Here is a 10,966-nt window from a genome sequence, read left to right on the forward strand (position 1 = left end):
TTCTTTCACAGCCACATCAAGTGGCAAATAGCCAGCGGCGGTATAACGGTAGATGGCCAGCAATGTTCCTTTGGATTGCCCCATCTTTATTCCAATTTCCCTGCCCTTAGCCATCCCAATTTCCTTACCTCTGTTTTCGAGGCGTTCAGCAACATCACACATATTGTGCACCTCCTCAAAATTCTTATCATACCGAATTTCCTGATATCTGGGGTCTTTTGTGACCGCTGACAGAAGTTACTTCGTTTTGATTATATAACCGGCTTGCATGGCTTTTGTTAAAAAGTCATCCTCGTCCCTAATACCGTACTCGGAAGCTTCTTTCACAGCCACATCAAGTGGCAGATAGCCAGCGGCAGTATGACGGTATATGGTCAGCAATGTTCCTTTAGATTGTCCCTTAGCCATTCCAATTTCCTTACCTCTGTTTTCTAAGCGTTCAGCAACATCACACATATTGTGCACCTCCTCAAAATTCTTATCATACCGAATTTCCTGATATCTGGGGTCTTGCACCGCTATGGATTGACCGGTACATCGATTTCAGGGCTGTATTTTGCAGATCGCCCGGTTGAATAATTTGTTTTCCACCAAATACGAAGCCGTTCACGATATCCGCAAAGGCATCATTGTTGTCTTCAGTATTTTTTCTGACAAGTCTTTTCCCTTGCCTATGTTTTCTCTTCTTTAATTTTAAGATAGCACATTCGCATCCGTTCAGCAACAAAGCAGCCTCTCTGCTTTGCCGTCTTCGTATTGCGCTCTTAATCGAATTCGTAGTCGCATCCATGGAAATCCAGGTCAGCTTCGCCAAACTCAATTTCTTTCCAGTGATCAGAAATGTAATCGTAGAGCTTTTCATCACTGCCGTTCATCACATCGTCCGGGACCTCAAGGTCGCCGTTAATTTTCGTAAATGGATGTGCTGTGATATGGAGTTTTGCCATGTTCTTTTCCTCTCTTTCTTCGTCTTCTTGGTTAATCTGCATATACGCACCATTTCCCGGTGCAAAAATCCACTTCGTCGTTGGTTTCATCATCCTTCGGATCGTAGAACCCGACATGGACCGGAAAACCGCACACCTCTTCCAGAAAATCCGCCAATGCCACAGCATCTCCTTTGAAATGGCACAAAACTTCATTCCCGTCGATGGTAATGTAGCGTGGCTTATATAACCAAGCTGCTTGTACAGAGTGAAGGTGATGTCCGGAAATCTAAGGCAACCTTCCCTTGGACAAGGATGTTCCCGGAGTTCGCTCCCGGAATCCCACGGTTTTAACCGTGGGAGGAGGTCAATTCAGTGAGCCAACACAGTTGGATAAGGATATGAACCCTTATATCGAAATGATGGAAAAAGGCATAGATCCTGATCATCTGGATCAGGATCTATGTCTGCATTGTATCTATAATGAAATGTGCGGCTTTACCCGTCCGCCGCAAAAGGAAGAAATATGAGAAAGGAAAACAAATGGCACAAAGAGAAGAATTGATCGAGGAGTACATGAAGCTTACGTATCGTTTCGATCTGGTGAAAGATCCAGACGGAAACAACTACATGGCCCGTTATCCGGAATTGCCGGGGTGTGTCGCAACCGGAGATACCATCGAGAGCACTATTCGGAACGCAGGATACGCTTTACGAAAGTGGCTAAATACTTCCCTAGAGGAAGGAAAGGAAGTTCCGCTTCCGAAGACGAGTATTTATAGATTTGAAAAAGTTTGAAAAAAAGAAGAAAGGGGTATAGTATTATATACAGTACTACATATAAATATGCCGACAGTTTTAAAAATGATTGAGAAAATGCACAACCAGCCCAATGGCATTCGCATGGACGAAGCAGAGAAAGTGCTGAAACATTACCAATATACGTGTTCCAGACAGAAGGGGAGCCACAGAAATTATGTTAATATGACAACAGGTGATGTCATCACAATTAAAGAAAGCACCCCGTTGAGAAAGTATATGTGGTAGATATCTTATCGTGTATCGAATAAAATAACAAACAAGGAGGTAAACCATGAATATCGACGAATATATGCAGCTTCCTTACACGAGGCTAATTCAAGAAGAAAACGATGAAACAGGACACTATTTTTATGGAAAAATACTCGAGCTTGACGGTTGCCAGTCGACCGGCGACACGCTTGATGAACTTAATACATCTCTTACAGAAGCAATGCGAGGATATCTGGAAACGAAAATGGAATTTGGATTACCGATTCCAATGCCGATGAAAAAAAGCTCGTTTAGTGGGAAGTTTGTTATACGAATTCCAAGATCCCTACACCAACGTTTGGCGGTTGAAGCCAAGCAAGAAGGTGTCAGCTTGAATCAATTAGCTCTATGCAAATTGTCAAGGTGAACTACCTACAGACGAGCAAAACTCGGCCGAAGCTTTACGCGGAAAAATCATAACAGAAAGCATTCCTTCGGGGAGGCTTTTGAGTGCCCTTTTTGCGGAAGAAGGAATCTTCCCAGATATGACCGGCAGGTAAAGAAGAATAAAGTTTGGCGTGGTCTGCACTTCTCGGGAATCCTTGTTGAAATCGAGGCTGCTACTCACCGTGTCTCTTGTCCGGAACATGGTGTTATCACCTCTGCACTGTTTCCGGCCTGCCTGGATCGCAGTGCCTTCGATTTGTGACCGATCTGCCCTTTGCAGATCCCTTTTGCACCTTCAATCAACAGACACCTCAGATGGCTATTCCCCGCCTTGGAGATCCCCGTCCGGTTGATGTGCTCCCCGCTTGAGGATTCTCCGGGCGCAAGGCCAAGGAAAGCTGCATATGTACTGCCTTTCCTGAAACGGGAGAAGTCTCCTGTTTCTACGATCAGCGACAGTGCAGTATGGGTCTTGATTCCAAGCAGACAGCCAAGCTTCCGGACATTGTCTTTGTAATCTGTATCTTCTGCCAGCTCCTCGATCCGCTTGTCGAACCGTTCGATCTTGGCTGTCTGCTCATCATACGAGGCAAGATATTCATCCAAGGTCTCCCGGAAAAGGCCTTGGACATCGAGCTTCTTAAGCCAGTTCAGATGCTTGATCGTCCATTTCGTGTCCGGGTAGAAATACCCATGGCGGAGACAGAAGGCATTGATCTGCTGCTTGTTTTTCTTCAGTGCCAGCTTATGGTCGTCGCGCATCCGTAGATATTCCTTTACGGAATCATCTTTATCAGTGGGAACATGGACTGCATGGTATCCGCCATAACTGAGACACTGCGCTATCATAACAGCGTCACGCTTGTCCGTCTTAATCCGCTTTCCCTGCTGCGTCAGCATCGTCGTTGGAGCAAGAATGACGCATTTGACCCCAGCTGATGTCAACTGATGGTATAAGGAGTAACCAAGGCAGCCGGCCTCGTAGCCGCATTCAATAGAATAGGAATCGTTCGGTCCAAGCTTGTTCTTCAGGTTCTCGATGAACTGGAGCACATTTTTATAATCTGGTGTGACCTTGATGTTGGCGAAGATCCTGACTTCTCCATCAAGTACAGGTTCCATTGCACATAAATTGTAATTGGTACTATGGACATCCATTGCGATTTTGAGTATTCTATTCATTAGGTGACCTCCTTTTGTATGCGGTAACCCCTGTTACCATTGATCTTGTCAATCATCAGTATACAGGTAAATCCACGATGCTACAAATGTGAGGTCACTTCATATTATCTAATGAAGTATCTCTGCAAGGTCTTGCTTGTATTGATTGTAAATGATTTTTCGCCTATACTTTGGTGTGAACATGATATGGTACTTGCACAGCCATTTGGTATGCGCAAGGCTATTCGCCTAGTTCGCCATGAGATCACCTCTTTCTTTTAAATAATGGCTTGGACACCTCTATCATAGAAAGAGTTGATCTCAATTGTATAACTATTTGACTCTCACCTGCACTGATATGCTACCCCCAAGTAGGACATCGAAATATAAAACCTACTTGGGGGTATTTCTATGTTCAGAAAAAGTAAGATTGAGCCTGCCGAAAAGGTAAAGATCATTGAGCGGGTACTGGCAGATGAGATCAGCGTTACTGAAGCAGCCCGACTGACAGGTGTTGATAGGAGCAGCATTCGGGATTGGCGCAACCTATATCTTTCAGATGGTCCCTCTGCCCTCATGGTTCAATCCAATAACAAAACCTATTCTAAGGAGTTAAAACTTCAGGTTGTTCAAGAGTATCTTGATGGAAAATCAAGCCAGCGAGACATTGTTAAAAAATATCATTTGCGGAGTTCCAGTCAGTTACGCAACTGGATAAAGGTATATACTACTCATGGAGAGATCAAATCATGCACAAGCGGAGGAGGTAGCTACATGAGGAAAGCCAGAAGCACAACACCGGAAGAAAGACTTGCTATCGTCCAGGACTGCCTGGCTAACGATAAGAACTGAAGACAGCAAAGCAGAGAGGCTGCTTTGTTGCCGAACGAATGCGAACGTGCTATCTTAAAATTAAAGAAGAGAAAACATAGGCAAGGGAAAAGACTTGTCAGAAAAAATACTTGAAGACAACAATGATGCCTTTGCGGATATCGTGAACGGCTTCGTATTTAGTGGAAAACAAATTATTCAACCGGGCGATCTGCAGAATTCAGCCCTGGAATCGATGTACCGGTCAATCCATAGCGGTGCAAGACCCCAGATATCAGGAAATTCGGTATGATAAGAATTTTGAGGAGGTGCACAATATGTGTGATGTTGCTGAACGCTTGGAAAACAGAGGTAAGGAAATTGGAATAATCGAAGGTGTAAAGATAGGGCAATCCAAAGGAACATTGCTGACCATATACCGTCATACCGCCGCTGGCTATCTGCCACTTGATGTAGCTGTGAAAGAAGCTTCTGAGTACGGTATTAGGGACGAAGATGACTTTTTAACAAAAGCCATGCAAGCCGGTTATATAATCAAAACGAAGTAACGCTCAAAACAGAGCCTCCCTTCGGGGAGGCTTCAGACTAAGGAGGGTAAGTGCATGAATACCACAATCAGCAAAAAATCACGAAGGAAAACAGCAAAAGACATGATTGCTGAATTCTATCACAAGCCGTATACAGAAATACTGGCCATGGCGAATTCTGACCAAATCGAGCAGGATACCGAATTAGACTGGGGAGAAGGTGTTGGGAACGAGGTGCTAGATGAATGACATTTCAACATTGTGATATTATCATTTTGCCGCGTAAAACCTCGGCCGTGCCTTGTTCATCCGGGGTCGTTCGCTTTTACCTTATCTTTCCAGATCATCTTTTTTTCTTTTGGGCTTCTTTTCTTTTTGGCTTTTCCGGGCTTGAGATGACCGCTGCGCCTGATTCAAAGCGTCTGTAACAGAAATCCTGCCATTTTTCCGTTCAAGGTCACGCTCGCATTCGGCGAAGGCGCTTTGCATATCCCGCATTTCTCTCTCTGGTATATGGTATTTTGCAGCCAGACTGCGCCAATGTGTTCTGATTGTATTCTTCATGTCTTCAGTGATGTTTCTTGCTTCTCCTTCCGGGATACGGAACAGCTCCGAAATCTCGATCGCGTTTTTTATGTTTTTCCGGCAGTCGTTGCCAACGATGTTCAGTGACAGGCTGTTTTTCTCTGTCGTCGGGTTCAGATCGTACGCCGGGGACAAATGCCAACCATCTTCTCTCAAAATTAGTCCGTGATTTCGGAGATGATCATCGCAGTTCGATGTTAAGACATTGAATGCCATCCTTTTCCAAAGTTCGTGCAAATCTTTGTCTGGGCAAGCGGACATTTCTTCCAGCTGTCCTGCGAGATCGATATATCCTATTCCGTCTGCATGACCATCCGTCTGCGAAAGTGCCGTCATAAACGACATCAAATGTAACCGCTTTCCATTTTTCCGGTCAAACCGCCGCGTAAGAAAGGTTGATCCATGGTCGGAAAGTTTCATCAGCATGGCGTCCGGGACACCAAGTCCGCACTTTTTCGCGAGACCGTGTTCCACCATTTCCCATGCGCCAACATCGTAATCATCCTTGCGAGAGGGGAATTTTGCGATCCATAATTGGTTGTCTGCATCCACAACATTCGCCTTTGGCCTTGCACCGCCAAGGGAGGATCCTAGGTCGACAAGCAGTCGAAGGAATTCTTCATCGTGATCGGATATTTCGTAGCCTCTGACAGCAGCCTCCAGCATGCGGATATCTGTCATAGGCGGAACTTTTGCCCCATCTGAAGAGAGATATTCCCCGGTAGACTGATTCAAAAATCGAATTCCTCCGTATCTCAGTTCATCTGAAACGCCAAGCAGATAATCAGATTCGTTAAGAGTATGGACCGGCCTTTTCTCAGCGTCAGCCCTCACCCGTTCTGACCGCTCGATCAATTTTCGTCCCCATCTGTCAGGGGCTGCATCGGAAAGGAAGCCGAATAAGAGCCTGTCGGACGGCGGATATTGTCTTTCTCGAAACTGTGCAAGATCCGGATCAAGCATTAATGTCCTGTGAGATATAAGCCAGTCCGGATCAAAACGAACCGTGACTACTTCGCGTCCGCGTACCTGTTGTATATCAAGTTCCCCGATTTTCTCTTCCGGCTCCAACCATCCGGCGATCATATCAACCTTCATCGTCGCTCGTCCTCTTCCCTTGCATATTTGTTATCTCTTTCATCCTGCAAAAGTCTACCCAACGGGTCATCCGCGCAGATCTTAAGAAGATCCTTGTCAAAACCGACCGCATGCAGGACTTTGAGATAAATCCCTATGGAAACCGAGGAATTTCCTCTTTCGACCGCCCATACAGATCGTCGGCTGATTCCGGCGCGTTCCGCGACAAGGTTGACCGATATTTTCCTTCTCTGTCGTACCATACGGATCTGATACCCTACCTGTTCCAATATCTTTTCCTGCTGCGGCAGCAGAACTGCTCCTCTATGTCCTTCCAATGCCATGATGTTATCCTCCGCGTTCAACATTGATCGTGTTTTATAAATCACATGATAACATCTATGTGATTTATAAGCAACGCATTACGACAAGAACACGGAGAAACGGCACGGATTTAGAAAGGGATTTGGTTGGCCCCATTCTCGTACATAAGGAAGCGACCCAAATCGCTACACAATTTTTTGTCGTTATATTATTTTTTTGCGAGAAGAAATTTTTTACGCCTCAAAAATCAGAAAGGTCTACCGGCTTTGATACCTGACCGTGCTTAAAGTTGCGAATCACCTGATCCATGTTAGCGAGTGTCTTGAATGATATTTCTTCTGGAGTGATCAGATATTTCTCCGCGGCTTCGATAAAAGGCCGGTATCCCTCCGGCAGCTTGTCAATCGGTATTTGCTTTGCGCCAACTTCCGCCTCAATTTTGTTCGTCAGAAAGTCAATGTAGAAAGTCAATGTACAAGGATGGATGGTCCGAATTTTCCGGTTCGATACAAATGAACTGTGTTTCCTCATCTTCGGATACACTGATCAGGAAACCATCCCTGTCCGCCAGACCTTCCAGCTCCGGATAGGCTTCCTCCAACCTTTTGTGTGCTTCTTCTGCTCTTTTTTGTTTTTCCAGGTGCAGCGCCGGCACGAAGACGTCTTTTGTATACAGCACTTCCTTTGACAATACGGCAGCAATCTGACGGTTGATCAGTGATTTTATCCGGCCGATTCGCTCTTTTGTGAACCTGTCGTCGCCTTCAAAGCAGAAGGAAAAGTCTTTCAAGTCCTTCAGCTTGTCCGCAATCCTGTCGGTTAACATCTTCTGTCCGATACGCGTGAAATCCTCCCCGATTTTCGGACCGTATTCGAGAAGTTTGTCGCCGATATGCTCAAATTCCGAATCAACAACATAGGGGAGAAATGCCAGGTTGAAATCGAATACCGGGGCCATCCGGAGCGGTGTTACGGTGTCATTGTCAATAAGCACCCCGAAATTCCCGAAATGTCTGTCCTGGTTAAACGTGACGGCATCGCAGACCACCATTTCACGGAAGCGTTCTTCTGAATCGTCCAGAAACCGTGTCATGTAGTCCAGGATATCCGCGACTGATTTTTTTCCCGGTGCGGCGGCAGACATGGGCACGTAGCCGTATTTTTCATTCGTAAACAGGCGGCACCGGCTTGTCGGGATCCGGTGCAGCCTCACCATGTCATAATGAACGGCATTTTCGCTCGTCATGACCTCCCCATAAGGTTCCAGGCCCCCATTTCCCGCATGGTTGTGACCGCGTTTATAAAGGTATATTCCGTCTTTTTCTTTTTTCACACATTTCGGGAAGGATCCGTCCATCACCAGTTCCGGGGATGCGGACGAAAGGTCGATGTCCGAGGTGCTGAGACCGAAAAAAGCCAGTCTCGAAATCGTTTCGTTGAACTCGTTCCTGTACAGCGAAACGTCATCCCAACTTGCGTCGTCGCCGGCCTTCTTCACCCAGAATTTATCATTTACTGATGCCGCATGCGTGAAATCAATGAATCCGGACAGTGTATCACATCCGCACCGCTGCATCAGGCCCCGCAGGTGCTGGTTATGTTTCGAAGCCTTTCGATTCTCAATCCAGGAGGCAGGCGACCGTAATCCCAAGGGCAGCTTTCCGCTGACTTTGATGATCTGGATTGCCTCCGTTTCGGGGTCCAGCAGTCCGGTCGCGACAAGGGAATCTTTGTTCAGGAGTTGGATTTCTATCTGTTTGTTTTTCTTATTTTCCGTCTGATACATTTGTCTTTCCTCCTCCTGTTTTTTATTATATGGCAATGCCGTATTTGCATCAACAATATGCCCTTGCGCGTACCCTCCCTGTTCCTTCTTTTTTGCTTGCGTTTAATTGCCTAATCGCAACCCCAATCGCAACTTTTTTCGGAGCAATTGACACCCTTTCCACTGGAAACGTTTTGTAATCGTCAAAGTTGCAGTAATATTCCATTCAAAAAGACAGACAACATCGATTGCTGTCTGTCCCTGTAATCATAAAGAACAATTATTTGTTTCCTTTTGCAGCATCAAATAGAGTTTTTCGCATTCCTTCTCGCCATTCCTCATTAGCTATACACATACCCATGTAACAGTGTTCATTAAACATGCAGACTTCACATATTATTTGATCTACAGCCTGCATAAGCATATCGTCATCACTAGGCAACTCATAAGATTCAATCTTTTTAATATCATACGGTTCTCTTATTCCAAATGATATCTGCTTACCATTTTTGGTTTTCAGATAACGATATATTTCGCCCCCAAAGGATAAGCAATCTCCCACTTGATATTCTTCAAAAGGCTCAATATCCATCCAGACATGGTCTTCCTTACCTTCGTAGCAATCACCATCCATAAGTCCGCCAGATACATAAATGCAATGGAATAGGACCTTGCCTTTCTTTTTATTAAATCTGCTAATCTGACCTTTGAAGTTACACCAAGCATTGCTGTAATAGCAATATTCAAAGCAATGTCTTATGATGTTTCTGGAATTATAAAGTACCTGTAGGTATTCCTCATACGATAAGTTTTCCCCACCCGCTACATCTTTCATCGCCTCATCTGCGGTATCAATAATACCGAACTCTGACTGGACAAGACATCCGCTATGACTGTATTTCTCCACAAATTCTTTCCATCGTTCTTCGTTTGATGATTGGTGAATTGATTCAGGCTTTTTACCTTCCACCTCTTCCCACATTGCATTAATGCCTTCTTCGTAATGATTCATAATCAACTACCTCCTTTAAAAAGTGCTACCTTTTGTAGCCTGACATTTTAAAATCGGTAACCGAATCTGCATACACAGTGAACTAATCGGTCATTGAATGGTCGAGTAGTTCACTGAAATCTCCGGCTGATTTGGCTTCAATCAAAAGCGGAATGTCGCCTGCATTTGCAGATAAGGGCATAATTGCAGCATCAACAGGAATATTGACTGTTTCGCCATCAGTATCTGCAACAAATACAGTATCAAGCTCAATATTCAGTCAATTATATCGTGTTGTCCACCCTCAAATAATTGTACCGCAAATAATCCGCCTGTTGTTTCGATATGCAACAATCGTTTTCAGCGGCATTGATGTCCGCATTTAATTCACACCATTTTGCATCCCACAACATGTCTTTTCCGCCATTGTCGATGATCTGCCAACTGTGTTTCATGGCACACAGAGACTTTTCAAGATAAGGCGGCAGCCCTTTTTCAAGATAAGATTGGTCTTTCGGTAATCCTGTTTGCTCGTCATACCTGCATGTGTCCATCAAATCCTCCATCCTGCAGCCAAGTGCCTTTGCGATACGGTAAACCGTTCCCGCATTACATCCCGCAATATTGCTTTTTCCTGTGCATATATCGATCACGGTGGTTTTCGGGACACCGCTGATTTTTGCCAGACGGTACATTGACATATTTTTTTCGTTTAACAGCCTTTTTATTGACATGATGATCACTCCTTTAAGAAGATTAAATCGGTTGTCCGACCTAATGTCAATAGCCAAGTATGACCTTCCTGCCCGGGAAGGCGGCTATGTGCCCTTGTTAACGATAACAAGAGCTTCGTGTATATTTCGTTGTACGCGCCGAGTAGGAGGCGGTGATTAGCCGCCGTCCTCTGATACCATCGTGTGTACCGTTCGGTACACGGCGGTTTCAACAGTTGACATGCATAGACTGATGCGCTATGGCAAGATCATAAAAGTCCCAGTGTATCCGTCTTTCTTTGCTTAGCACCCATTGGGAACAAAGCGGGTAGCTCATCATTTCTGATTGGCTATCTGCCTTAGATAACTTTCACAAACAAGTCAGTTGGTCTTGTTTAATATTGTACTTTCAATGATCTCTTTTTTTCTGTGAACAGTTCTGAAAGAGCTTCGCTATTCTTTACAATGAATGCATCGAGGAACCGGTATCTGTAGTTTGCAAACAGCCACTTTCTGCGGACAGCAGGGCCGCATTTTCCGGACGGTTCGGGCCATATTAAACGGACAGCCTGGGAGATCAGTAGGGCAGAGGGTACTCCGCCCTACTG

17 protein-coding genes and 1 pseudogene are annotated in these 10,966 nt (G+C 45.0%); 6 read left to right on the forward strand and 12 right to left on the reverse strand.

All coding sequences use genetic code 11. The features are described 5' to 3' along the window. Positions 1-237: 237 nt before the first annotated feature. The 4 genes from ACTNDI_RS13665 to ACTNDI_RS13680 are packed head-to-tail and all read right to left on the reverse strand — an operon-like array spanning position 238 to position 1,110. The gene (locus ACTNDI_RS13665; protein ID WP_441101514.1) at positions 238-456 is read right to left on the reverse strand and encodes a hypothetical protein; all 219 of its coding nucleotides are present in this window, start codon (positions 454-456) and stop codon (positions 238-240) included. A 25-nt stretch (positions 457-481) separates the two neighbouring features. Then, the gene (locus ACTNDI_RS13670) at positions 482-727 is read right to left on the reverse strand and encodes a hypothetical protein (RefSeq protein ID WP_441101515.1); all 246 of its coding nucleotides are present in this window, start codon (positions 725-727) and stop codon (positions 482-484) included. A 37-nt stretch (positions 728-764) separates the two neighbouring features. Beyond that, positions 765-947, reverse strand: coding sequence for a hypothetical protein (locus ACTNDI_RS13675; RefSeq protein ID WP_441101516.1), 183 nt, complete (start codon positions 945-947; stop codon positions 765-767). Between the two features lie 31 nt (positions 948-978). Next, a complete protein-coding gene (locus ACTNDI_RS13680) occupies positions 979-1,110 on the reverse strand; it encodes a hypothetical protein (protein WP_441101517.1) in 132 nt (43 codons plus the stop codon). 121 nt (positions 1,111-1,231) lie between these two features. Here ACTNDI_RS13680 and ACTNDI_RS13685 point away from each other — a divergent pair, with 121 nt between their 5' ends. The 3 genes from ACTNDI_RS13685 to ACTNDI_RS13695 all read left to right on the forward strand — a co-directional run bounded on the left by ACTNDI_RS13685 (position 1,232) and on the right by ACTNDI_RS13695 (position 2,364). After that, positions 1,232-1,456, forward strand: coding sequence for a hypothetical protein (locus ACTNDI_RS13685; protein WP_441101518.1), 225 nt, complete (start codon positions 1,232-1,234; stop codon positions 1,454-1,456). Positions 1,457-1,469: 13 nt separating this feature from the next. After that, positions 1,470-1,724: a type II toxin-antitoxin system HicB family antitoxin gene (locus tag ACTNDI_RS13690; RefSeq protein WP_441101519.1), complete on the forward strand. Its 255-nt coding sequence runs from the start codon at positions 1,470-1,472 to the stop codon at positions 1,722-1,724. Positions 1,725-2,019: 295 nt separating this feature from the next. Then, positions 2,020-2,364: a type II toxin-antitoxin system HicB family antitoxin gene (locus ACTNDI_RS13695; protein WP_441101520.1), complete on the forward strand. Its 345-nt coding sequence runs from the start codon at positions 2,020-2,022 to the stop codon at positions 2,362-2,364. 197 nt (positions 2,365-2,561) lie between these two features. On the opposite strand, the gene ACTNDI_RS13700 is transcribed toward ACTNDI_RS13695, so the two are convergent. Both ACTNDI_RS13700 and ACTNDI_RS13705 read right to left on the reverse strand, forming a co-directional pair. Further along, positions 2,562-3,566, reverse strand: a complete 1,005-nt coding sequence (locus tag ACTNDI_RS13700; protein ID WP_441101521.1) for an IS110 family transposase — start codon at positions 3,564-3,566, stop codon at positions 2,562-2,564. A gap of 114 nt (positions 3,567-3,680) precedes the next feature. Beyond that, positions 3,681-3,767: pseudogene (locus ACTNDI_RS13705) on the reverse strand (transposase); the annotation flags it as partial. A gap of 189 nt (positions 3,768-3,956) precedes the next feature. Here ACTNDI_RS13705 and ACTNDI_RS13710 point away from each other — a divergent pair. The 3 genes from ACTNDI_RS13710 to ACTNDI_RS13720 all read left to right on the forward strand — a co-directional run bounded on the left by ACTNDI_RS13710 (position 3,957) and on the right by ACTNDI_RS13720 (position 5,152). Next, positions 3,957-4,397 (forward strand): helix-turn-helix domain-containing protein, encoded by a 441-nt coding sequence (locus tag ACTNDI_RS13710; protein WP_441101522.1) that lies wholly within the window; start codon positions 3,957-3,959, stop codon positions 4,395-4,397. A gap of 296 nt (positions 4,398-4,693) precedes the next feature. Beyond that, the gene (locus ACTNDI_RS13715; RefSeq protein WP_441101523.1) at positions 4,694-4,924 is read left to right on the forward strand and encodes a hypothetical protein; all 231 of its coding nucleotides are present in this window, start codon (positions 4,694-4,696) and stop codon (positions 4,922-4,924) included. Positions 4,925-4,978: 54 nt separating this feature from the next. Then, positions 4,979-5,152, forward strand: a complete 174-nt coding sequence (locus ACTNDI_RS13720; RefSeq protein ID WP_441101524.1) for a hypothetical protein — start codon at positions 4,979-4,981, stop codon at positions 5,150-5,152. A gap of 81 nt (positions 5,153-5,233) precedes the next feature. On the opposite strand, the gene ACTNDI_RS13725 is transcribed toward ACTNDI_RS13720, so the two are convergent. The 6 genes from ACTNDI_RS13725 to ACTNDI_RS13750 form a co-directional block, all read right to left on the reverse strand. Then, positions 5,234-6,586 carry a type II toxin-antitoxin system HipA family toxin gene (locus tag ACTNDI_RS13725; protein WP_441101525.1) on the reverse strand — a complete coding sequence of 451 codons (1,353 nt, stop codon included), beginning with the start codon at positions 6,584-6,586 and terminating at the stop codon, positions 5,234-5,236. Then, positions 6,583-6,909, reverse strand: a complete 327-nt coding sequence (locus ACTNDI_RS13730) for a helix-turn-helix domain-containing protein (RefSeq protein ID WP_441101526.1) — start codon at positions 6,907-6,909, stop codon at positions 6,583-6,585. Before ACTNDI_RS13730 ends, ACTNDI_RS13725 begins: the two co-directional genes overlap by 4 nt. Before the next feature lie 434 nt (positions 6,910-7,343). Then, positions 7,344-8,675 (reverse strand): hypothetical protein, encoded by a 1,332-nt coding sequence (locus ACTNDI_RS13735; protein WP_441101527.1) that lies wholly within the window; start codon positions 8,673-8,675, stop codon positions 7,344-7,346. 259 nt (positions 8,676-8,934) lie between these two features. Next, complete coding sequence (locus tag ACTNDI_RS13740; protein WP_441101528.1) at positions 8,935-9,666, reverse strand: hypothetical protein; 732 nt, start codon at positions 9,664-9,666, stop codon at positions 8,935-8,937. Between the two features lie 82 nt (positions 9,667-9,748). Continuing rightward, positions 9,749-9,925 carry a XamI family restriction endonuclease gene (locus ACTNDI_RS13745; protein ID WP_441101530.1) on the reverse strand — a complete coding sequence of 59 codons (177 nt, stop codon included), beginning with the start codon at positions 9,923-9,925 and terminating at the stop codon, positions 9,749-9,751. Between the two features lie 4 nt (positions 9,926-9,929). After that, the gene (locus tag ACTNDI_RS13750; RefSeq protein WP_441101529.1) at positions 9,930-10,436 is read right to left on the reverse strand and encodes a helix-turn-helix transcriptional regulator; all 507 of its coding nucleotides are present in this window, start codon (positions 10,434-10,436) and stop codon (positions 9,930-9,932) included. Between the last annotated feature and the right edge of the window lie 530 nt (positions 10,437-10,966).

It is taken from the genome of Bilifractor sp. HCP3S3_D3 (assembly GCF_052063915.1).
Lineage (GTDB): Bacteria > Bacillota > Clostridia > Lachnospirales > Lachnospiraceae > Bilifractor.